Source organism: Mucilaginibacter ginsenosidivorax (assembly GCF_007971525.1).
In the GTDB taxonomy this organism is placed as follows: Bacteria; Bacteroidota; Bacteroidia; order Sphingobacteriales; family Sphingobacteriaceae; genus Mucilaginibacter; species Mucilaginibacter ginsenosidivorax.
Window position 1 is genome coordinate 6,342,829 of the sequence record NZ_CP042437.1, and the last position, 24,264, is coordinate 6,367,092.

Genomic DNA, 24,264 nt, shown 5'->3' on the forward strand with positions numbered 1-24,264 from the left:
TTGCTGGCTATCCGTTTTGCTTTGTTGTTGTCGCTGCTCGTTATTCTCCTGCAGGACTTTTGTTTTCGGGCTGTGCACTGGGCGCTGTTTCCGTTGCTGACTATAGGCCTGTTAAGCCTCAAACTGCTCGAAGGTAACGATGCTTCCTTAGCCGGCGAACAGATTGCCGTTAACTTAAGCTTCCTGGTGATGGTTCTGGCGATATTAACCGGCTACCTTTTCATGAGCAGGAGGCGGTTCATCAACATTACTAAAGGGTTAATGGGATGGGGCGATATTTTATTTTTAGCAGCTATCGGGTTTTATTTGTCGGTACTTAACTATGTTTTTTTTTATATCGTTAGTATCCCAATAGTGTTAATATTATGGTTGTTTTATCAGCTTATAGCCGGCAATAAAGGCAAACATATTCCATTGGCCGGGTTACAGTCCTTATTATTTATTGTATTTTTAGCCGGCGACTGGTGGTATTTTCATATCCGTATTACCGATGATTACTGGTTGCTCCGTTACCTTACGCCATGGATACAGCAATAAAGATAGCCTTACTAACCGAGCATATCCATATCCTTTCCAAGGATTTGGCCTGGCATTACCGTGTGCTGCCCAAAGGGCGGGTTAATGGGCAACTGGCTTTGTATTGCGAAGAAAATACCGATATCGGCAGCCTTGCCGCCGAGCTGGAAATAATGCTTGGCCTGGATATTCTCCTGGAGCCCATCGCTGCATCAGAAATTGCCCGGCTGCTGGCTACCTACTATATTAAGGATAATACCACAACCGGGGCGCTGCAGGCCAATGTACGCCATGATGAGGATAGTTTTTTAATGAACCTGATTGGTGAGGCAAAAAACCTGAAGAGCAGCGATATTCATATCGAACGTTACGAGAATAAATGTAGGGTAAGGATCCGCATTGACGGGAACATGGTGGAGCGTTACCTGCTGAAAGAGGACGACTATCCGGCGCTTATTAACAAAGTAAAGATCATGGGTAACCTGGATATTGCCGAAAAACGCCTGCCCCAGGACGGCAGGATCAATTTTAGTCACCAGGGGCACCAGTTTGACATCCGGGCGTCTATCCTGCCTACGCTTTACGGCGAAAAGGTTGTACTAAGGTTGCTGAACAACGATGCTACAGATATTGATTTGAACAGTCTCGGATTTTCGGCGTTTGATTTGGATAATTACCTCCAGGGGGCCAAAAGGCCAAATGGTATCCTGCTGATTAGCGGCCCTACGGGATCGGGCAAAACCACCACGCTGTATGCCACATTGAAGCTGCTTAACAAGGAAACCCGTAATATCCTGACTATAGAAGACCCGGTAGAATACACGCTGGAAGGGGTAAACCAGGTGCAGCTCAAGGAGGCTATCGGCCTTACTTTCGCGGCGGCGCTCCGCACCTTCCTGCGTCAGGACCCGGACGTGATTATGGTTGGCGAGATACGCGATACCGAGACAGCTAATATGGCTATCAGGGCCGCGCTTACCGGTCACCTTGTGTTGTCAACCATCCACACCAATTCTGCCTGGGGAACGGTTTCCCGGTTGATAGATATGGGCATCCCATCATATATGGTAGCCAATACGCTAAATACTACCGTAGCCCAGCGATTGATCCGACTGCTTTGCCCGCATTGTAAAGTGGAAAAGGACTTTGACAAAACATTATATCCGCGGCAGTTTAAACCTTACCGCGAGGTTTCGGCCCATTATACACCCCGGGGGTGTGAAAAATGCTATTACACCGGTTATAAAGGGAGAAAAGCCGTTTACGAAGTGGTACCTGTAGACCTTGACTTAGCCAACGAAATAAAAAACGGCAATATGCAGGTGCAGGCACTTTTAGAAGAACGGGGCATTAAAACCCTTGCCGAAAACGCTTTCGGCCTGTTTGCCGATGGCCAGACATCTATTGACGAGATATACCCGCTATTATTTAATTACTAAAGTATTATATGCTAAAAAAAATTACCTGCCTTATCATTTGTTTTTACTTGTTTACCACAGCTATAACAGCCAGCGCCCAGCAGCAGGACAGGCTACAGGTTATCAAGCAAAAACTGGATGAGCTTGCAACGGATGTTCCTGGGCTTAACCAAAAAGTGCAGTTACTGGTTACCGGTGTTTCCATCCACGAATACCTGAATGCTATTGCCCGCTCCAATAATTTGAGTATAAGCTCCGATCCCGGGCTTAATTTTAGCATCTCGGATACTTTTACCGGTGTTTCGGCATCCAATATATTGTTGCTGCTTGCTCAAAAATATAACCTGGACATTGCTGTTGTGGGTTCCATTATTAATATTACCCCTTACCGGGACCCTAACCAGTTTTTAAAGCCGCCGCCTAAAGAATTGGGCGTAAAATATAACGGGGCAAACAATACCCTCTCGCTATCATTAACTAACGATAGCCTGGCGGCTGCGGCGAAAAAAATAACGCAGCTATCCGGAAAAAATATTGTGGTGCCAGGTACATTGCAAGGCAAAATAGTTACCTCGTATATTGCAGATGCTCCATTTGAGGCGGCTTTGGGTAAACTGGCCTATGCTAATGAGATAAAAATGGTACATACCGCGGATGATTTTTACCTTTTTCAGCCGCTGGAAGAAAATGAAGAGGTTTATGTTAATGGGGATAAAAATACTGGCGTAAGGAAATCGTTCCGCAATAACGCTGGCGGAGGCCAGCCAGGAGGGGGCGGTGCCAGCGGACTGTTTGTGAGGCAGGTTAACGGACAAAAGCTGATCTCGGTGGATGCCGTTAACAGCCCCATTATTGATCTGGTAAAACGTGCCTCGCAGGAAACAGGAAAAAATTATTCCATTTACTCGGATATTAAAGGAGCTATAACCCTTCATGTAAATGATGTTAGCTACGATGACCTGCTAACCTTACTGTTTAAAAGTACCGAATACACTTTCCATTCCGAAAAAGGTATTTATGTAATTGGCGACCGCAAGCTGGAAGGCTTGCGTACTTTCAGGGCTATTCACCTGCAAAACCGCGCAATTGACACCATTGTAACTATGATCCCTTCAGAATGGAAGCGTGGTATCGAGATCAAAGAATTTCGTGAACAAAACACCCTTTTACTTTCCGGGTCGGGGGCACAGATAGATGAAGTAGAAGGCTTCATTAAGCAGATGGACGTACTTGTTCCGGTTGTGCTGATAGAAGTTACGATGATTGATGTACACAAAACCCGGAGCGTTTCAACCGGAATTTCTGCCGGCGTTTCTGACAGTGTAAAAACGGGTGGCACGGTATTACCTGGCATAGATTACACTTTTGGCGCAAAGGGAGTTAACGACTTTTTAAACAGCGTGGGCAAAGCTACCTCGCTTAACCTTGGCCATGTGGTGCCTAATTTTTACGTAAGGCTGCAGGCGTTGGAGAATAATAACAACATTGATGTGCGATCGGTGCCCAAATTAACGGCGCTTAACGGGCATTCGGCAACCCTGAGTATCGGCAGCAAGCGTTACTACAAAAACACAACACAGAACGTTATCCCTTCCATCCAAAGCGCGCAATCCATATTTACCAATGTGTACCAGGAAGTAAATGCCGATTTGTCTATCGCTATAAAACCCATTGTCTCCGGCGATGATCAGGTAACCCTTGGCATTAAAATAAATATATCCGATTTTACTGCTATTCCTACCGATGGTTCGCCGCCGCCGCAGGCCATCAGCAAATTTGAAACCAGCCTGCGGGTACACAGCGAGGATACCATAGTATTGGGCGGGCTGGAGCGTACAGAAACCGACGATAGCGGCTCGGGGATACCCTTGCTCTCCAGGATCCCTATTTTAAAATGGATTTTCAGCAGCCGTACCCGCACAAATGCAAAGGTGGTTACGGTACTGTTTATCAAATCCACTATTATCAGGTAATATTATGGGTTTATTATCGCCATATTACCATATTAACCAGGCGGCCGGTATCACTATAGATATTGCACAGGATGGCTCCTATACCATAAACTGCTGCCAGGTTAGTACCGATCACAAACAGCTTACGATTGAAAAAAAGCTTGGTGTAAAAGATGATGCAGAGGGGCTTGCCAAAAAACTTGACAACAAAATACCCATCGCTTTAAACTTATCGGGCAAAGGCATCTTAACCAAGCAGGTAACAGCCGCTTCCGGCGATGAACAGCAGGACATGGCCAAAATAATACCTAACCTGAATGTAGACGATTTTTACCTGCAGCAATTTACATCCAACGATCAGTTGTTTGTATCCCTGGTAAGGAAAACGCTGGCCGACCATTGGATAAATATATTGGAGCAGCAGGGCTTTACCATACTGATGCTGAGCCTTGGCCCATTCGCCACATCCCATATGTTAAACCAGCTTAATGTTTACGAAAGCGATGTAGTGTTTAACGGCATCCAGATAAACCGGGATGCCGCACTGAACTGGACGGCCGTGCAATACAGCCCCGCATTTGTGGCCCCTTTCATCCTTAAAATCGGGACGGAGCCCATCGACCAACAATTGATTATGCCCTACGCTGCAGCTTTTCAACTGGTGCTGGCAGATAAACTGGAGCCGGTTAAAGCAAAGGTTGATGCCACGGATGCCCGGTACTTACAAATTATAGGAACAAAAAAACTCAAAGTAACGGGTGCCTTAATATTGGGTGTTTTCTTTATTCTTTTACTGCTCAATTTTGTAACCCTTTCCTGGCTCAATTCTGAAAATAGCCGGCTCGACGGCCAGGCCAGCCTATCTGCAAACAGCAATAGCGATATGCAGGTGCTCACCGAGCAGATTAAAGCAAAAGAAGCCCTCCTGAAGGATATGGGGTGGGACGGAGGCTTTAACAAAGCCAGGCTTATAGATCAGCTTGCAGCTTTGCTGCCGGGTGAGGTAACCCTGAAGGAAATAGCAATAAACCCTGCAGATATCAACAATAAAGATTCGCGCGGGCAGCATTTTTTAGACAGGAGAATAAAGCTTTCAGGGAATTCGCAACAAGTTATTGCTGTAAATGAATGGATAGCGCGCATTAAAACATTAAAGTGGGTAAAGGGCGCGGGGCTTGATAACTTCGAATTCGATAACGACCAGAACACGGGTAAGTTTAATATTATCATCAACTATTAGCATGCTGAAAAACCTGAACATCAAAAAGGAATATCTGCTGATAGCAGGATCGGTACTGCTTTTACTGGTATGCTACCGCTTTTCATTCAGCCATACCGTAGACGCCTGGAAACTCCGGCGCGAGTTACAGCAAAAAATAACCCAGGCCGGCGACCTAACCTACCAGCCCGGCTACCTGGAGCGGAAAGACAATAACCTTGATCATATTATCGCCCGGTTTAAAATAGACACGGCCACCATGCGCAGCAATATGATCACCACGATTGCCCTTCAGGCCGAAAAACTAAACGTGAGGCTATCGAGAGTACCGGTGCAACCCAGCTCGGCCCCCGACGACAAATACATCATTCAGCGACTGGATTTTGAAGGCGATTTTTTTTCGCTTTGCAAATTATTGCAGCAACTGCAATCTACAGACGGTACCGGGCTGATACGCGCCGTTGACTTTGTGTCGGGTAAGACGATAGGGGGGAATACGGAAACAAAGGTGCTTGGCATGCGGGTGTTTGTTGCGGTGATTAAGTGATAGGTTTTCGGTAAACGAAGGATTTTTACGGCGGACGATCTTTAGCAGGAAAACTACATGCTAAATCGTTTAATATGCGGCGGCGTGAATATATATTATGATGCCCCCAAATTTATTATCTCAAACCTTTGGAGTTTTGGTTTTCAAATAATACTTTCGTAAAACTTAAACAAATCACAACACCATGAAAAACGCCCTCAAAAGTTCGCCTTATTAGGCAAATAATCTTTTAATATTAGTTAAAGTAAAGTATTTACTTATAGCAAATAAGGCTATTCGGTTTTATTTTATTTGTGCGGCTATGAGGGCGATGAATCGCCTTTCAATCAGCCCTGTTTAACAACTTCGTCTTTCAATTACAAAATTCAAAACTTAAATAAATGAAATCATTTTCTCTCCTGGTATTGGCTGTGCTATTTTCAGCTTTTTCGTCTTATGCGCAAAATACATTTCCGGCTACCGGCAATGTTGGCATGGGTACAACATCCCCCGCAACTAACCTTCACATTGTTGGCACCGGTACAAATACTGACGGTGATAACGCCCACCCAACAAATGGCGGCGGGTTGATCATTCAGGGAAATACTGGAGCAAGATCGGCCGGCGCTGGCGCGCAGTTAGAATTTGCAATTCCGGCAAATACCGACGGTACTAATGTTTGGGGACAAGGACGAATTATCACGGTAGCAGGCACAGCCACCGGTGGTGATGCTACAGGAAAAATGATTATAGGTACCAGAAGGTCGTTCAATAAATTAGGAACAGGCAATCAATGGTATTATGGTAATGACCTGGTTATTGACGGAGCTGGAAATATAGGGATAGGGACATTAACGCCGCGCGAGGCCTTATCGGTAAATGGTAATATTCGTTCAAAACAGGTTAAAGTAGAAATAACCAACTGGCCCGACTACGTTTTCAAAAAAGATTATCAACTCCCGTCCCTAACTGAGGTAAAAATCTATCTCGACCGAAACCAACATCTGCCGGACATGCCGTCTGAAGCGGAAGTTACCAAAGATGGTCTTAACCTGGGCGAGATGAACAAGTTACTGGTTAAAAAGATGGAAGAAATGACGCTGTATATGATAGAAGCCAAAGAGGAGATCAACGAATTAAAAAAACAAGTGCAGGATTTAAAGAAACAAGTTAAATAGAGATATGAAAAAGATTTTACTTCTGATTCTGGCCGGTTTAACCAGTGTGCAATTTGCCAATGCGCAAACCAAAACGGTTACCGTTGATGCCAATGATGTATTAAATAATAATACAAAAATAGTTGCCCAAACATCGCTTGGACAATCCTTTTTTACGGGGCATCAATTGGGCTCTACCTATTCATATCCGGCAGCCGGAATTTTTAGGGCCTGGACAGATCAACCCACAGGATCGGCGAACTATTATTATGATGGTTTAACCAACGGTACAATAAACTTCAGTGTGAGAGCCGATGGGCAGGGTTATTTTGCGGGCAATGTAGGTATCGGTACTAATGCCCCAACCGCAAAATTACATCTGTTTAATCAGTATGATGTTAACCAGCCTACGGCCTTAAAAATGTTCTACCAGGGAACCTGGGGCACGCCTGCTTATGCCAGTGGCTTCAGATTTATTGACCTTAACAGCACCGAAAGTGGGAAAGTGTTGCAGGTTAACGGAACAGGTATCGGAATTGGATATGATCCGCCAGCCTGGTCTTCTCCCGATAAATTATATATAAGTGGGAATGTCGGTATTGGAACTAACATCTTATCGGCCAAGTTTACTGTTTATAATAGCACCCCCCTGGGCTCTACAGCGAAAAATAATGTATTGCTAAGTTCGGTAAGCAGCACTGCGGGTACAGCAAATAACTTTAAAAACAATCTCTGGCTTGTACGCAATGCTGCTGGCAGCGACTGGACGACGGCAAGATTACACGATGGAATTTCCGTTGACGTATCATTTGGCAACCCCCAAACGGATACCAGGACCTGGTGGGAAAGGGACCCTAACCAGGATATACAATCCTGGGGGACTTCTGGTAATACCTATTTATCCATTAATGCGGGGAATGTGGGTGTGGGAACAATAGATACCAAAGGCTATAAGTTCGCCGTGAACGGCAATGTCATCGCAACATCTATGACTGTTAAATTATATGCCAACTGGCCCGATTACGTTTTCAAAAAAGACTATACACTGCCCGCTTTAACCGATGTGAAAACCTACATCGATGAAAATCATCACTTGCCCGAAATTCCATCTGAACAGGAGGTTGCCAAGAACGGCATCAACCTGGGCGAAATGAACAAACTATTGCTTAAAAAGGTGGAAGAGTTGACACTGTATTTGATTGAGAAGGACAAAAATGAAAAAGAAAATACTGCTCAGCTTAAGCTCATGGCACAAGAAATTGCTAATCTGAAAAAACAAGTTACCCACCTCGATAAAAAATAACCGAAATGAAAAAGTTAATATTCTTATTTGTCTTCCTGATACCGGTATTGGCAAAGGCGCAGTATAGCAATAATATTTTGGGCGATAATGCCACTATATATGTATATGTAGGCACAATTAATGTTTCTCCATCAGATTTAGGCAATTTTAATAAATTAAAGGTAGACATATTTGGTGGTGCCTGGGAATCTGATACCAACGGCGAAACCACTTACTACATAGCAAACCGCAATGGCCTAAGTGTAAACCAGGTTACCTTGGGTAGTTCAAGCGGTAACAGTTTTACCTTAAAAGCGTACCAAAGCGGAACGTCCACTAATTTTTATGTTGTTACCACGGGTGCCAGGTATAAAGCCTTTTCCATCAAATCGTTCCTGCTTTCGTCAGGAAATGCAGCTAATCAACTGGTAACTTTATCCACTACAACCACGGCACCTGCCAATGAAATTGCATTAAACGTTATCCCGGTTATGTATACAGATCTTAACGGTAACTTGGGCTTAAACACCTTAACTCCAGATCCGGCGTACCGTTTATCAGTTAACGGAAAGATCAGGGCCAAAGAAATCAGGGTGGAAACCGGCTGGGCCGACTACGTATTTGGTAATGACTATCAACTGCCATCTTTAGAAATATTAAAAACTTACATTAACCAAAACCATCATCTGCCTGAAATTCCATCTGAACAGGAGGTTGCCAAAAACGGTATCAACCTGGGCGAAATGAACAAGTTGCTGCTTAAAAAGATTGAGGAATTGACGCTGTATTTGATTGAGAAAGATAAAGAGGTGAAAGCGCAAAACGAGCGCATTTTAAAGCTGGAAAAGGCAGCATCAAAGTAAATGATATTAAAATAAATAAAAATGTTGGCATGTTGCCATATCTGGCAGAACAACCCGAAATCACGATAAAATATTATGAGATCTAAACCTATTATTACATTTGCTTTAATGCTTTTCGCTACGATAGCGATTTATCACACCGCTGTGGGCCAAACGCGGCCAACTCTACAGGTACTTACGCCACCACCGCCGGATGTAAGCGCCCTCGGAAAATTCGGACTTGTTCCGGTAAGCACATTTTCGGGCATTCCAGATATTTCTTACCCGATATATACCGTTAAGGAGGGCACTTTAACTTTCCCGGTTTCGCTGAAATATTATGCAGGCGGTTTAAAAGTAAAAGAAGACGCCAGTGAAGTTGGGCTAGGATGGGCCTTAAGTGCCTCGGGTAGCATCACCAGCACCACGCGCGGGGCACCGGATTTTCCGGGCGGCTTTCAGAACTCCTACGTGGATATGCCCGATGCGCCTGATGTTATCAAAACTTTTAAGTCTCCGACAAACAGTATAGAGGGGTATTATTACCTCTGGAACAGTGACGGACATCAGTTTGCAGCAAACGGCGCGGCCGGAACAATTTACAGCGGTTTAGCTTTGCCTCATAATAACGTAAGCAAGGAATATTTTTACAATTTCCAGGTTGGTTATGAAGGCCGTGCGCCCGACTTTGCGTCTGACCTGTACCATATTACTATTGGCGACAAAAGCTATAAGTTTATTTTCGATAATAATTTTAAACCCGTTGTACTTGGCGATGGTTCACTGAAAATAGAATTAATACAAACAAGTGGTAGCTATCCCGATTGGAAAGTAACAGATGAGAGCGGAGTAGCCTATTACTTTACGCAAAGGCAATTTTATTCCACCAATTCTACCGATCCTTATTACGTAGGTAACCGCACATCGCTCACCATGAACACATGGCACCTTACCAAAATCGTTTCTCCCGTAAACGGAGAAATTGATTTCAACTATCTTTATAATACCCAGCAATTTGTTCATCCGCTGCCAAGCGTATCAGAAACTTACCTTGTGGGCAAAGTATCTCCACATACGCAGCAAACTATAGAGAGTGTTGTTCCAAGTTTTACGATATATGAGCAATTAAACCTATCGTCCATTACTTTTTCTGAAGGCTCGGTTAATTTCCTGTATGCCGATCAGCGTGTTGACCTGGATGGTGCGCGGCGCTTACAATCTATCGAGGTTAGAAACAAACAAAATAAACTACTCAAAAAAGTAACGCTGGATAATGACGCCTATTTCACGGCAACAGCAGGTTTTGGAGGTAATACTGCGTTTAATGCCGTTTTTACCAACCTGAGCCAGTACACAAGCGACAACCATTACAAACGGCTGAAACTTAAGGGGATCATAGAATCCGACTCCACAGGAACCAATCAATATAAAAAAACTGGCTATACTTATAATGAACAGCTAAACCTGCCTGCCAAGCTGTCATTAGCCATTGACCATTGGGGTTATTACAATGGGCCGGGCAACGCTCAGCTGGTACCACCGGCTAACATTATGCTTAATGGCGTGCAGCAATCATTGCCGGGGGCCAACAGGAATGCCAATCCTGACTACATGCAAGCCAATGTGCTTACCGGGATAACCTATCCTACCGGCGGCACAACAACCTTTAATTACGAAACCAATCAATACCAGCAGCAGGACCTGGTAACCACCTACTATGATTCCATCGGCGATGGTTATAAAGCTTCGGGATCATCTACAATGAATTATTCTTCATTGCTTAATTCAACCGGAAGCTTTACTGCCGGTACATGGGGCAACAAACGCCTGGGGATTTTTTGCCTGGTTGACAGGCACGGCACCTACCCAAGCAATTATGACCTGAATATTGTTGTTTACCAGGATGGCGTGTTTTTAAAGCGGATTGCAACGTCGGCATCAAGCTACACACCTGTTATCGATTCCTCGATTGTTATTAACGCCGGCAGTACCTATAAATTTGTTTTTGAGCCCTTTACACAGGATTTTTATAATAACTGCGAGATCAGGTTCGAGGTTTCTGTAAAAGCCACTTCAAGCTCGTCTGCATATGTGCTAAATACCTATTATTCAGGTGGCTTAAGGGTAAGTAAGATAAGCAGTTTTGATCCTGTTTCGCAGATTACTAACATTAAAAAATATTCATACTTTGATGGTTCTGCAGACGACATTCCTATCTATCAATCGCAGGAAGGAATGGATTTTTATCTGCAAAACGGAGCCGGGGGTAATATGGATGATGAATTTAATGTTTTTCGTTATAGATATGGCCAATCTGTATACCCGTTCTCAGATGGACGGGATGCGGCCTTTTTTGGCTACGGTAAGGTACAGGTTTCTGAAAGTGACCAGAATAACCTGAATGGTGTGACGGAATTTACTTATAACAAATCTAACAGCCTGAATGTTAATACCATGCTCTACTACAGCAATGGAATGAGCAATCAATTGGGAAATTATTCGGGCAGCAATGCGGCTATCCTTAATCCAATCATCCCGGCCATCCCGTCGGTACCGTTCGGTCGCGGCGATCTTACGGAAGAAAAACACTATAAATCAGTAGGGAGCAACCTGGTAGCGGTTTCCATGAACCATTATTATTATGACCGGGGCAATCCGCCCAAAATATGGCAATTCTTGTTCAACTCGGGTTTGAGCGCTTATACCTCGCCAGGATTTGATAATGGCCAGTACTTTCTCATCTACGCACATCAGTTTGCTGTACCGGTTTACCGTAACGTGTTGCAAAGAAAAGAACATTTTGAGTATGACCAAGCGGGGAATACTTCATTAAGCTCCTTTGAAAGCTATGTTTATGACCAGGTGAACGGGCATTACCAACTGATCAAAAAATCTACAGGTACGTCAAAAGGAGATACGCTGAACACTTATTTTAAGTACCCACAGGACTACCCTGATCTGCAGGCCGCAACTTCGCTTGATTCTGCATCCATGGGTATAAAACGGCTACAGCAAACACATATGATTGTACCGTTGGAAACTTATGCCGAGCGCGTGATCATGAGCCCTACGGTTACCCGGCAATATTCGGGCGGGTTGCTAAATATTTTTAACCCCGATCTGCCTACGCTCAAACAGGTACAGGCACTGGAAACCGTGGCGCCCTTAAGCTCTTTTGCCTTTTCAACCGTTGCCAGCGGTGTTTTTTCCAAAAATGGCAGCTATGCTAGTCGTTTACGCCTAAAATATGATAACCTGGGCCGTCCTTTGCAGCAATACCTGGAACGGGGCAAACCTACTACGTATATCTGGGGCAACGGACTATTGTTTCCTATGGCGCAAATAAGCAATGCGGGGCTGGATGTAACTGCTTACACCAGTTTAGAAGCCGATGGTGATGGCGGCTGGAGTGTTCCATCTGCAACCAGGGTAGCGGCCGGCGTTACCGGGAGCAAATCATACAATCTTAGCCTGGGCGCGCTGAGCAAAAGTGGGCTAACATCAGCCAACACCTACGTTGTTTCATACTGGACGCAAAGCGCCGCACCGCTAAGCATCACCGGTACCATAAGCGGGTATTCGCTTAATGGGCCAAACACCAAAGGCTGGTATTACCACGAGCACCGGGTTACAGGTGTAACATCCGTTAGTATCAGCGGGGCTGTAAATATTGATGAGGTAAGGTTATACCCCCTTGGAGCACAAATGACAACTTATACCTACCTGCCTTTGGTTGGCATCACAAATGTTATGGACGCTAAGAGCCAGGCTACCTATTACGAGTACGATGACTTTCAGCGGTTAATAAACATCAAGGATAAGGACGGGTATATCATTAAACATACAGATTACCATTACCTAAACCAATAAACCTTAAAAAACGGCAAATATGGCTATTACCTATATCACCATAAAACCAGAGCTAAGGCAATTCTGTATTGCTTTAAGCTTTGTGCTTTGCGCTTTGTGCTCAAAAGCCCAAACCTACCTGCCCCCCCCTGCAACGCTAAGCACAACACCAGCGGCAGGCTCGTACTACAGCAACACCAGCATTACGCTTGGCCCTACGTTCAGCTTTACTGCTGCTACCGGCAGCAGCCTGAGCCTGTACATTGTCGCCCCGGATTGCGTACCACAAACCACGGCCCCGAGCCTAACTCAAAATTATATCCTTACTTCAGCACCCCGGGTAGGTGGCATTACCAGCACGGCCGGCCTTGCCGGCCGCACAACCTGCGAACTGATGCAAACGGTGCAATACTTTGATGGCCTTGGCCGCCCGCTGCAAACCATACAGGTTAAAGGCTCGCCATTGGATAAAGACGTTGTACAGCCGTACAGCTATGATACCTATGGCCGCGAAGCGCAGAAGTATTTACCCTACGTAGCAACAGCGGCAACCAGCGATGGCAGATATAAAAGTACAGCCATTGCAGACCAGTCGGCCTTTTATAACAATCCGTCGGCCTTTTCGGCACCGGGCGTGGTCACCATACCGGCCATTAATGGCACATCACCGGCGTTTGGGCTAACAGTTTTTGAGCCATCGCCGCTGAACCGGCCTGTAGAACAAGGCGCCCCAGGTGCCGATTGGCAACCCGTAGCCAATACCTTAACCGGGCATACAGTAAAATTGGCCTATAGTAGCAATAACGCCACTGCTTTAACGGATACGGCCAATACCACCCTTGTTGCGCTGTACACGGCCACCATTAACACCGACCAGACCAGGACCCTTAGCAGGGCGACTGCCAATGGGGGAAATTACCCGGCCAACATGCTCACAATAACCACCACCAGGGATGAGAACTGGAAAAGCGGTCGCGGCGGCACTATGGAGGAGTACAAGGACAAAGAAGGGCATGTGGTGCTTAAACGCACCTTTAACTATGCCGGAGGCACATTACAAATATTAAGCACCTATTACGTGTACGACGACCTGGACAACCTTGCCTTTGTGCTGCCGCCTAAAAGCGGGGCTGATAGCGCATTGCCTGCTGCCTTGCTCAATGACCTGTGTTACCAGTACCGTTATGATGAGCGAAGCCGCCTGAGCCAAAAAAAGTTGCCCGGCAAAGGCTGGGAATACACGGTATACAACCGGTTTGATCAACCTGTTTTAACACAGGACGCCAATCAAAGGTTAACCAACCAGTGGATGGTAACAAAATACGATGCTTTAGGGCGGGTGATTATAACCGGGCTGTGGAATGCAGGTTCGGCTATCCCCTTATCCACTTTGCAAGCCAGTATTTACGGAGCAGCCCAATCAGACGTAAGGAATGTAGCCGACGTAGCACTTGGCTATACCATCAGCAGCTATCCGGCAGCAAGCAGCTATTTATCGGTTAATTATTACGACGATTACAGCTTTAGCAATATCACCGATTTACCGTCAGCATTTACAGTAGCCCCTGCCGGATCTGCCACATCAGTTCGAGGCTTATTAACGGGTAGCAAAATTAACATCCTGGGCACAAGCAGTATGCTGTGGAGCGTGAGCTATTATGATAACCTGGGGCGAAATATCCAGGGTTATAAGCAACACAACCTGGGCGGTGGTACCCCTAATATTAATAACTATGATATAATAACCAATAGCTATGACTTTACCAATGTAGTAACAACCAGTATCCGTAAGCATTACAACACCACCAATACTACAAGCCCTGTGCTGACAATAGTAAATACGTATACCTATGACCACATGGGCCGTAAACTGACCTCATCGGAGCAGATCAACGGCGGTACTAATGTGATGCTATCCAAAAGCGACTATAACGAGATAGGCCAGCTGATGGCCAAACACCTGCATAGCGCTACCGGTGTAGCCCCGTTTTTGCAGGACATTGACTATACGTATAACGAACGCGGATGGCTGCAAAAGATCAATGACCCATCCGTTGCGCCTACCACAACCAAACTATTTTCAGAAAGGTTGAATTATAACAGTACGCAATATGGCGCTACGCCACAATATAATGGTAATATTGCCGAGCAGACATATAATGTTTACAACTCGCCAACCGCAGGCGTGCAGACAGTGAAATACGGTTACGATCCTATGAACCGACTGCTTTCGGGTACCAGCAGTACCGGCTTCACTGAAACAGGTATCACCTATGACGTGAACGGTAATTTGCAAACGCTTAACCGTACCGGGCCTAACGCGGCAACCTTAATTTATGCTTACTATAGCAGCGGCAAGAGCAACCAACTGCAAACCGTAGCCAATGGCAGTACAACATTCAGGAGCTATGGCGCGTACGACGCTAACGGGAATGCACCCAGTGACGGTGCGGGCAAAGCGTTTACCTACAATTTGCTCAACTTGCCGCAAACGGTAACAGCAACCGGCCTGAGTTTATCCTATACATACGATGCCGCAGGAAACAAGCTGAGGAAGGTGAGCAACGGCAGCGCGACCGACTATATCGATGGCATCCAGTACAAGGCTGACGGCACAATCGATTTTGTGCAGACAGAAGAAGGCAAGGCAAACCGGAGTGGAGCCAGTTATGCTTACGAGTACACTTTAACCGACCATTTAGGAAACAACCGCGTTACACTTGATCAAACGAGTGGTAAGGTTGGTGAGGATGATTATTATCCGTTTGGTTTAAATGTACACCGTTTACAAAATGCCGGCAATAAGTATCTTTACAATAAGAAGGAGTTGCAGGAGGAATTGAATCAGTATGACTACGGTGCACGGTTCTATGACCCGGTGATTGCGAGGTGGACTAGTGTCGATCCACATGCCGAAAAATATTATGCCAACTCTCAATACGATTTTGTGGCTGGCAACCCTTTAAGTAGAATAGACCATAATGGGCAAGATTGGTTCTACTATAGGTCGAAAGATGAAAAGACAAAAACATGGCATTGGCAGGAAGGCAATAAGGCAACGTATATTAATGCAAAAGGTAAGAAAGTTACGGACAAAAAGGGCTATGACTATTTAGTGACATACCAACATACTGGTACGAATGCTTTCGGTGCAGCCACCGGAACAATTACCGTTTATAGCCAAAACAAGGTTACTTTTACGCAATCTGGTGTATTTTCTGGCTCTGGCTGGTGGACAACTTTACAAAATCCAACTAAAGGAGGGTTTGATGCTGCCGGAACCGGGAACTATTTGCTTCACTTAGGTAAAAGAAGTGTTATGGAAAATGATCAAAAAGTAGCCCAGGGAGCAACAAATCCAGCTCCGGCCTATGGAATTCAGCAAATACCGAGCAATACAAATTTAGATTATCCTGATCACTCAACCCATAGTGTTAATTCTGACTATGGTGGAGGCAGAATAAGAATGAACCCGGTAAATGACGACATGCAGTATGATGCTTCAAGAGACAGAGGTTATTATATACATGGAAAAGACCAATGGTGGAATTTTCGAACACATGGATGTGTATGTGATAAAACTGATGCCACATTTAATTATTTTTGGGGAGGCGAAGGTAGTACAGTAAAAACAGACGTGCCAATGGCGGTAGACATACCCGTTTCTATTTCAGAAAAATAACCAATATGTCAATGAAAATTTTGATCATCTTTTTAGTAGTCTCCACTTTATTGTCATGTTATCGAAGGCCTAACAAGGCCACAGGAGCATCAGGGGTTATTGAAGGATATTGGATCCCGGATAATATTAAATGGTTAAGTCCAAAATCTGGTGATGTCTCAATAGATACGATAGTTAGATATGCTAATTTTCGAACACTCTGCTTTGATAATGAAAATCGATTTTACATTTTTCAATCAACCCAGAGCTTTCCTAAAAAATATGATTCGCTAATTTTTGAATCTGAACCCGGCATAAGTTTATATAAAGGAAAATGGCGTTTTGTCGATTCTGGCAAAATAATGCTTAGTTATAAGCTTAAAAAAGAATCATTTAAACTTATAATACCCATTGACACTACAAAAAAGTTATTTTTTAACGGCGTAATTTACAAGAGGACTAACTTGTATGACAAACAAAGTAAAAGGAAATTAGATGCTTACAAGGGTGAATGGTTGCCTTGATTAAAATGGCACTTTCTTCAGCCCTTGCCGCCCCTCGCTATCGCAAGCGTCGCTGCTCCAGCTACCGCAAGCGTTTTTCGCTTCCGCAAGCTTCCAAGCTTGTGGCCCGCTGATAGGTAAACGCCATGCTAAGTAATAAATATGCAACACCCGGATGTTTAATTTCATCCGGGTGTTTTTGCATACCGGCAACCTCGCGTTAAGGATCGCAGTGGAAGCCCACATCGCGGGCAAGCCGGAGCGGCAAAAGCAAAGCGGGGACTTGTGATGGAAGGCCTGGCGGGCCGCTTCTATCAGCTGGGTACACGCTGTTAATTCAAAAGGAAAAATTAGAAAAGTTGGAAGTATCGTTGATAGAGTTTTCGCAGTGCCCCTAAATATTAAGATCCGGAGGGCCGATTTTAAATTGATAACGGGAATCCAGCTTTCCAGCTGGAACTTTTCCCATTGAGGGATAAGCAAATTTTATAAATATTATACAGGTAATTAATGTGCCAATGCCCATCTCAAAGGGGCTGAGTATACAAAATTAGGCTAAAGTGTTTTGTTGTTGCGAACAGCATGTTAGTTAGTTTTATAGTCTTAGCGAACGATATATAGGCAACACAAAGTAATAAAGCTTTACTAACGCAGTGACATTCGCATCGTGAGCGAGCTGCTCAGCTGAGTTCTTTACCTAAACTGAGTTTTAAGAGTTAGCAAAAGTTGTATAGAAACCGGGCTGCCTTGGTTTGCTGTTTTGATTGCATATTAATTAATATAAATATAATACTGGGTTTAAATGAAAAGCTTGCTAATAAATTATTGTTTAATATTTTTATAAAAAAAATCTCAATAAAATACTAAAAATAAAAAACGCGTAAGTAATATAATATCAACCTGTTAAACCTAATCACAATAGCATGAATTATTTTTTCATAGTGCGGTATATGTAATTTGATGCCATTTGTTTCGCCCCGATAATCTGGACGGCATACATTCATTATGATGTTAACTATTAATTTAACATCGGACTAATGACCTTCAAGAAACAATATAAATAATCAATTTTCATTAATACCAACGCCTTTAACGCATTCAACCTCAAATCTTAAAACAAATGAAATCATTTTCTCTGCTGGTACTGGCTGCACTATTTTCAGCTTTTTCTTCTTATGGGCAAAATACATTTCCGGCTACAGGCAATGTGGGAGTCGGAACAATGTCTCCATCAACTAATCTTCACATTGTTGGTGCCGGTACAAATACTGATGGCGATAACGCCCACCCTGTAAATGGCGGCGGCTTAATCATTCAAGGAAATACAGGTGCACGGTCGGCAAACAACGGAGCTCAATTGGAATTTGCAATTCCTGCAAATACAGACGGCACAAATGTTTGGGGGCAGGGAAGAATTATTACGGTAGCTGGTACTGCTACTGGTTCTGATGCAACCGGAAAAATGATAATAGGTACCCGGAGGTCATTTAACAAGTTGGGCACGGGGAATCAATGGTATTATGGTAATGACCTGGTTATCGACGGAGCCGGAAATATTGGGATAGGTACCGTAACGCCGCACGAGGCCTTATCTGTAAATGGTAACATTCGTTCAAAACAGATTAAAGTAGAAATAACCAATTGGCCCGACTACGTTTTCAAAGAAGATTATCAACTCCCCTCCCTAACTGAGGTAAAAACCTATCTCGACCGAAATCAACATCTGCCGGAAATGCCGCCTGCAGCGGAAGTTGCCAAAGATGGTCTTAACCTGGGCGAAATGAATAAGTTGCTACTTAAAAAGGTGGAAGAGCTGACTTTGTATTTGATTGAAAAGGATCAGAGAGAAAAAGAACAGGAAGCTATCAACCAAAAAAATGCACAACAAATAGATATGCTTAAGAATCAGCTCGAATCAATAACCAAGCTCTTAAATAAAAATTAATCTACTAATCTTAAATAAATGAAACAATTTTCTCTTTTGGTATTGGCTGCGCTATTTTCAGCTTTTTCTTGTTACGCGCAAAATACATTTCCGGCTACCGGTAATGTGGGAATCGGAACAACATCACCAGCATCGGCACTTGATGTAAATGGGGCAATTTCGCTCAAAGGGATCAATATCAACGAATCAAAATCAATTCCGGTAGCTTCGGATGGGACATATGTTGTAGCGAGTGGGGCGCGGATAAAAGGTACATACATGCTTAATTTTGAAGCCGCCAACAGAGTACAAACCGTTACTATTATGGCTAATGCTACTCAGTTTGATTATAATAGCTCGTTATCCATCTTTACCAATACCTCATATAACAACGCAGTAGTAATGACAAACTTTCGGTTTGTTTTTAGTGCTGACAACTCGGTTGTTTACCTTGTTTTCGACATTGCAAACAGGAATGGTGGGACTTCAGTCACTGCGCTTTTTAATGGTACGGGAGCTTATACGCCGAACTGGGGAGGGACGCTTCCGGCATCTCCCACAACAGCAGGTGTTTATCCTTTAGTAATAAACATGGGCACTGTTGGTATTAATACCACCGATACCAAAGGCTATAAATTTGCAGTAAACGGGAGTGCAATAGCCACATCTATGACCGTTAAACTTTACGCCAACTGGCCCGATTACGTTTTCAAAAAAGATTACCAATTACCCTCCCTAGCCGATGTAAAAACCTACATCAATCAAAATCAGCATTTACCGGATATGCCGTCTGAAGAGCAGGTAGCCAAAAATGGCATCAACCTGGGCGAGATGAATAGGCTGCTGCTTAAAAAGGTAGAAGAATTGACTTTGTATTTGATTGAGAAGGATAAAAAAGAACAGGAACAGGAGGTGCGTATTGAAAAACTGGAAAAAATCATTAACAATAAAAAATAACTACCTGTAACCCTATTAGCGAAAAATATTGACAACAAAATATGATGATGAAAAAACTCTGTTTAAGTATACTTTTTAGTATAATCTTCTTGCCCTTTTGTAAAGCGCAATACACAGCCATTGCGTGTGGACCAAATGTCACCCCCGCTATGAATTATGTTTTTTTGGGAAGCCTCGGCTTTCAGCAGGATAACAGTGCAAACAGCCAGAAACTGCAGGTTGATATCATTGGCGGCGGCTGGGGGGCTAATGATAAAGGTACTACAACCTTTTACATTGCCAACAGGGGTGGGCTTAGTGTAAACCAGGTTACCCAAGGAGGTTCGTCCTTTACTGCAAGTCGTTTGAAAATCTATCAAAACGGCAGTACAACAAGTTTTTATCTTGCCGTGAACAGCGCTAACGAATACCTGGCATTTGCTGTAAAAGCTTACCTGTTTGGGTATGCCACTACAGCACAGCAGGTGAGCATAGCCACACAAACAACAGTGCCTACAGGTACAGATATTACCTCTTCGATAACGGTTACCCCAGTGCTCATAACCGATTTGAACGGCAATATCGGATTGAATACTTCATCTCCCGATCCAGCATACCGTTTATCGGTCAATGGCAAGATCAGGGCGAAGGAAATTAGGGTAGAAACTGGTTGGGCCGATTATGTTTTTGACAAAAGTTATGAATTGCCATCGCTTACCGACATAAAAACCTATATCGACCAAAACCATCACTTGCCCGAAATTCCATCGGAACAGGAGGTTGCTAAAAACGGTATCAACCTGGGCGAGATGAACAAACTGCTGCTTAAGAAGGTGGAGGAATTGACGTTGTATTTGATTGAGAAGGATAATGAACTGACAACGGAAAAAGCCGTTAATCGATCACAGGAGAAACAATTGACCGCGTTCAAAGATCGTCTTGATAACCTGGAAAAACAAAAAACAACCAATATTAATAAATAATTACAGCGATGCTAAAAGGAATTTATGCCTCTTTTAAAAAGGTGGCTCTTATTATATGTTGTTCGATGATTTGGCAAAACGGATATTGCCAGTTTGATGATAAAAGCTCGGCTGCGCCGGCATCGCCTAATGTTTCGGCAACAGCAAAATACGCTAATACAACTGTCAATATGTATACTGGTGTGCCTAATATCAGTGCCGATTTGCATACACTTGCTGCAAGGGGCTATAGTATACCTATTGCCTTACTTTACAACGGATCGGGCAATAAGGTGCAGGATATGTCGAGTCCGATAGGCTTGGGATGGACTATATCAACCAATTGCCTGGTGTCAAGATACATGAGAGGATTGCCGGATGAAGGCACAAACGGATACTTTGGCAGCTCGATGGGGCTTAAAGTAACACAACCGCTGGATGTTACAACAATGGGAGGTATCATGGGGGCTACCTTAGATGCCGAACCTGATTTGTTTTATTATAATCTTAATGGCAGGTACGGGAAATTTGTATTTAACAAAGATGGTGTTCCTGTTATGCTCACAGATAAGAGCATTCGTATTTTAAATACCCCGTTTAAGCAGGAATTGGGGCTTAGCGGCTGGGTATTTGAAGATATAGGAGGCACTTTTTATTATCTTGGTTCAGATGCCTCAAGCATCGAAAATACCCAGTTAACATTTTATGGTGAAACTTCAAATCAGGTACAAAACTATGCTTCTACCTGGTTTCTAAATAAAATAATAACTTCAAACAATACAGAAACTATTACTTTCAGTTATGCTGCAGGGGATCCCATTAAGACAACCAATTATCGTAAAACGGAAAAATTTAGGGATAAGATAACATCCACCTTCGATAAAGGTATCAGCTTTTTAGGAATTCCATTGTCGCAACCAAGTTCATCTCTCGATTTTTCAGTCGTAGATAAATCCGAATGGGATAGTAATATTGAAGAACTCATCCAAAGCCCTAAATACTTGAGTTCAATTGTTACATCAAATCAAAGTGCGTATTTTACATATGACACCCAGGTAAGAAAAGACCTTGCAAATGGAAAAATATTAAATAAAGTAGATATTAAAGATTATAAGGGGGAGTTGATTAAGTCGTTCTCGCTTCTGCATGATTATTTTTATTCATTTTACAACGACGCCAATGATGTAACCGTAAGGGGGATGACGGCCGATAATTACAGGCTCAAGCTAAATAATATAACGGTTACTTCGGGCTTAGCACCTATCGTTACGTTGCCGTTATTTAGCTTTGAATACGTTCAGGATATTAATTTACCCCCGCGTGCGTCAAATAAATTCGATCATTGGGGTTATTATAACAACACCGGGGCCAATAGCGATAACGCCAACCTAATTCCCGAATTGCAGGCGAATATGGACCGTGAACCATCGCCGGTGATGATGACAGCCAATGTGTTAAAAAAAATATATTTGCCAACCGGCGGATACAAAGAATTTGTGTTTGAAGCAAATACCTATTACAACCAGGCTATCTCATACAACAGCTACGCCGGCGGCCTCAGGATAGCAAGAATTAAATCAGCAGGAGACCCAAACACAACACCTGTAATTACAAGTTATAATTATAATGATGATTTGGGACATTCAACCGGGAAGCTTATAAACGCTGCACCCATATATGTCAGATACATAGAACATACACAAAGTCAGTTTCTTCCGCAATACAGCACTTTCAGCCCCAATATACCTATTTACAGAGACTCAGGCAACGGCGCTCCGCCTGTTAATGTCAACAACTCTATATATGCTGCAATTGTAGTTGCTGTGATAGATCTGTTCCAAAGCCACAAAACAACGGTAGAAAGCTACTCTCCGTTTATCGTAATCAACTCCACTTCTTTTAACAATATGTTTGATATTGATGGAAGTGCTATTGGCTATAGCCAGGTTACCATTAATAACAGCAATGAAGGAAAAACAGTAAACTTTTTTACAGACAGAGAAGATTACCCTGATTATACCAACCAATTAAAAGTAGATGGCTCGTTTAAAACTCTTGAACGAATTAGTCCCAACATGAGTCCGTATACGCCGGCAACGTCTTATGCGTTTGCGCGCGGGCATCTTAAACAGTCGCTCGTATATGATAACAACAATAATTTACTTAAAAGAATAACCAATAAATATGTTTTTAATTCGGTTATGGATAGTGTTAAAGGTGTTCGGGTGGCTATTGGAAAGGTAAATATCTCCGGAACGGGGCAATACCAAAGCGTAAATACCGAATTTTATAATATCGGCAACTACTATTATATAGCAAAGCAATTATTGTTAAGCCAAACTACCGAAGATGATTTTATTACGGGCAATGCTTTGCCTGTATCTACCGTAAAATCATATACCTATAATTCTCCCTATCCATCGCTATTAACAAATGTAACAATTCAAAACAGCGACAATAGTACAAATACTATTGATTATAAATATGTATTGAATAAAGATTTGATAACGTATGCCAAGCAGTCAGAAACAGATGCAGTTAATAAACTATATGCGGATGGTAAATACGGTATTCTGCTCGATCAAATAATCAAGACCAATAACAAGGTATTAAAAGGTAGTCGTGTTGGGTATAAAAACTGGATAATTAATAGCCAAACGTTCACTTTGCCCGAAACGGGTTACGAGAATAACGGTATTACATTCAATAATGCTATTCAATATTTTAATTACGATCAGTATGGTAATTTGCTCTGCTCAAATGCCAAATCGGGACCTAAACAATCCACGATATTTGGATATAATAAACTGTATGCGGTGGCAAAAGCGTTCAATGCAGCCGATAATGATGTATTTTATGAAGGCTTTGAGGAAGGGGCCGGCAATACAAGCACATCGGCTAAAACAGGTAGCGTTAGTTTTAGCGGCAGTTATTCCAGGAACCTCACGGGCCTTGATAATGGTAGCTATACGCTAAGCTATTGGCTTAAAACAGGAAGTTCATGGACCCTTCAAAGTAGTACCGTACCCGTTACCGGTAATAGTTACACCATAAATATTGCCGGCGGACAAATAGATGATGTGCGATTTTATCCTGTTGATGCGCAAATGTCGACTAATACCTATACAGCTTTAAACGGTTTAACGGGATCTACGGATGTTAAAAATGAAGCTACATATTTTGAGTACGATCAGCTTTTACAATTGAAGAATACCAAAGATCAGTACGGAAATATTATAAAGAATTTGAAATATAACTACGTTGTACAGCAGCCCGGCGCCGTTGGTACCATAACTTATTATAGCCAGGCAGTATCCGGCGGCTATTCGAAGAACAATTGCGGAACAGACGCCACGCCCAACCCCATGGTTGTAACTTATACTATCCCGGCAAACAAATATACTTCTGTTATTTCTCAGGCCGATGCAAATCAGCAAGCTTACAATGAACTTATTGCCGAGGGGCAGGCCAATGCAAATTATGTTGGCGGATGCAAAATAAATCATTAAATTATCAA

15 protein-coding genes are annotated in these 24,264 nt (G+C 43.3%); all 15 read left to right on the plus strand.

The window, feature by feature from the left end; genetic code table 11:
• The 15 genes from FSB76_RS26375 (at position 1) to FSB76_RS26445 (ending at position 24,256) form a co-directional block, all read left to right on the plus strand.
• Positions 1–537, plus strand: a complete 537-nt coding sequence (locus FSB76_RS26375; protein ID WP_147058767.1) for a hypothetical protein — start codon at positions 1–3, stop codon at positions 535–537.
• The gene (locus FSB76_RS26380) at positions 522–1,955 is read left to right on the plus strand and encodes a GspE/PulE family protein (RefSeq protein ID WP_147058769.1); all 1,434 of its coding nucleotides are present in this window, start codon (positions 522–524) and stop codon (positions 1,953–1,955) included. Before FSB76_RS26375 ends, FSB76_RS26380 begins: the two co-directional genes overlap by 16 nt.
• A gap of 8 nt (positions 1,956–1,963) precedes the next feature.
• Positions 1,964–3,907, plus strand: coding sequence for a type II secretion system protein GspD (locus FSB76_RS26385; RefSeq protein ID WP_147058771.1), 1,944 nt, complete (start codon positions 1,964–1,966; stop codon positions 3,905–3,907).
• Positions 3,908–3,911: 4 nt separating this feature from the next.
• Positions 3,912–5,126 (plus strand): hypothetical protein, encoded by a 1,215-nt coding sequence (locus FSB76_RS26390; protein WP_147058773.1) that lies wholly within the window; start codon positions 3,912–3,914, stop codon positions 5,124–5,126.
• Position 5,127: 1 nt separating this feature from the next.
• Positions 5,128–5,652, plus strand: coding sequence for a hypothetical protein (locus FSB76_RS26395; RefSeq protein ID WP_147058775.1), 525 nt, complete (start codon positions 5,128–5,130; stop codon positions 5,650–5,652).
• 380 nt (positions 5,653–6,032) lie between these two features.
• Positions 6,033–6,809 carry a hypothetical protein gene (locus FSB76_RS26400; protein ID WP_147058777.1) on the plus strand — a complete coding sequence of 259 codons (777 nt, stop codon included), beginning with the start codon at positions 6,033–6,035 and terminating at the stop codon, positions 6,807–6,809.
• Between the two features lie 4 nt (positions 6,810–6,813).
• The gene (locus FSB76_RS26405; RefSeq protein WP_147058779.1) at positions 6,814–8,091 is read left to right on the plus strand and encodes a hypothetical protein; all 1,278 of its coding nucleotides are present in this window, start codon (positions 6,814–6,816) and stop codon (positions 8,089–8,091) included.
• Between the two features lie 5 nt (positions 8,092–8,096).
• Positions 8,097–8,933, plus strand: a complete 837-nt coding sequence (locus tag FSB76_RS26410) for a hypothetical protein (RefSeq protein ID WP_147058781.1) — start codon at positions 8,097–8,099, stop codon at positions 8,931–8,933.
• A gap of 75 nt (positions 8,934–9,008) precedes the next feature.
• A complete protein-coding gene (locus FSB76_RS26415; protein ID WP_147058783.1) occupies positions 9,009–12,782 on the plus strand; it encodes an RHS repeat protein in 3,774 nt (1,257 codons plus the stop codon).
• Between the two features lie 19 nt (positions 12,783–12,801).
• Positions 12,802–16,443: a DUF6443 domain-containing protein gene (locus FSB76_RS26420; RefSeq protein WP_147058785.1), complete on the plus strand. Its 3,642-nt coding sequence runs from the start codon at positions 12,802–12,804 to the stop codon at positions 16,441–16,443.
• 11 nt (positions 16,444–16,454) lie between these two features.
• The gene (locus tag FSB76_RS26425; protein ID WP_147058787.1) at positions 16,455–16,946 is read left to right on the plus strand and encodes a hypothetical protein; all 492 of its coding nucleotides are present in this window, start codon (positions 16,455–16,457) and stop codon (positions 16,944–16,946) included.
• Positions 16,947–18,045: 1,099 nt separating this feature from the next.
• Complete coding sequence (locus FSB76_RS26430; protein WP_147058789.1) at positions 18,046–18,870, plus strand: hypothetical protein; 825 nt, start codon at positions 18,046–18,048, stop codon at positions 18,868–18,870.
• 18 nt (positions 18,871–18,888) lie between these two features.
• Positions 18,889–19,806, plus strand: a complete 918-nt coding sequence (locus FSB76_RS26435) for a hypothetical protein (RefSeq protein ID WP_147058791.1) — start codon at positions 18,889–18,891, stop codon at positions 19,804–19,806.
• 149 nt (positions 19,807–19,955) lie between these two features.
• Positions 19,956–20,768 (plus strand): hypothetical protein, encoded by an 813-nt coding sequence (locus tag FSB76_RS26440; protein ID WP_147058793.1) that lies wholly within the window; start codon positions 19,956–19,958, stop codon positions 20,766–20,768.
• Positions 20,769–20,776: 8 nt separating this feature from the next.
• Positions 20,777–24,256 (plus strand): DUF5977 domain-containing protein, encoded by a 3,480-nt coding sequence (locus tag FSB76_RS26445; protein WP_147058795.1) that lies wholly within the window; start codon positions 20,777–20,779, stop codon positions 24,254–24,256.
• The last annotated feature ends 8 nt before the right edge of the window (positions 24,257–24,264 follow it).

What these genes read in the sequence shown, in the direction of transcription:
- FSB76_RS26380 (WP_147058769.1), top strand. Translation starts at nt 522, where the DNA reads ATGGATACAGCAATAAAGATAGCCTTACTAACCGAGCATATCCATATC.
- FSB76_RS26385 (WP_147058771.1), top strand. Translation starts at nt 1,964, where the DNA reads ATGCTAAAAAAAATTACCTGCCTTATCATTTGTTTTTACTTGTTTACC.
- FSB76_RS26390 (WP_147058773.1), top strand. Translation starts at nt 3,912, where the DNA reads ATGGGTTTATTATCGCCATATTACCATATTAACCAGGCGGCCGGTATC.
- FSB76_RS26395 (WP_147058775.1), top strand. Translation starts at nt 5,128, where the DNA reads ATGCTGAAAAACCTGAACATCAAAAAGGAATATCTGCTGATAGCAGGA.
- FSB76_RS26400 (WP_147058777.1), top strand. Translation starts at nt 6,033, where the DNA reads ATGAAATCATTTTCTCTCCTGGTATTGGCTGTGCTATTTTCAGCTTTT.
- FSB76_RS26405 (WP_147058779.1), top strand. Translation starts at nt 6,814, where the DNA reads ATGAAAAAGATTTTACTTCTGATTCTGGCCGGTTTAACCAGTGTGCAA.
- FSB76_RS26410 (WP_147058781.1), top strand. Translation starts at nt 8,097, where the DNA reads ATGAAAAAGTTAATATTCTTATTTGTCTTCCTGATACCGGTATTGGCA.
- FSB76_RS26415 (WP_147058783.1), top strand. Translation starts at nt 9,009, where the DNA reads ATGAGATCTAAACCTATTATTACATTTGCTTTAATGCTTTTCGCTACG.
- FSB76_RS26420 (WP_147058785.1), top strand. Translation starts at nt 12,802, where the DNA reads ATGGCTATTACCTATATCACCATAAAACCAGAGCTAAGGCAATTCTGT.
- FSB76_RS26425 (WP_147058787.1), top strand. Translation starts at nt 16,455, where the DNA reads ATGAAAATTTTGATCATCTTTTTAGTAGTCTCCACTTTATTGTCATGT.
- FSB76_RS26430 (WP_147058789.1), top strand. Translation starts at nt 18,046, where the DNA reads ATGAAATCATTTTCTCTGCTGGTACTGGCTGCACTATTTTCAGCTTTT.
- FSB76_RS26435 (WP_147058791.1), top strand. Translation starts at nt 18,889, where the DNA reads ATGAAACAATTTTCTCTTTTGGTATTGGCTGCGCTATTTTCAGCTTTT.
- FSB76_RS26440 (WP_147058793.1), top strand. Translation starts at nt 19,956, where the DNA reads ATGAATTATGTTTTTTTGGGAAGCCTCGGCTTTCAGCAGGATAACAGT.
- FSB76_RS26445 (WP_147058795.1), top strand. Translation starts at nt 20,777, where the DNA reads ATGCTAAAAGGAATTTATGCCTCTTTTAAAAAGGTGGCTCTTATTATA.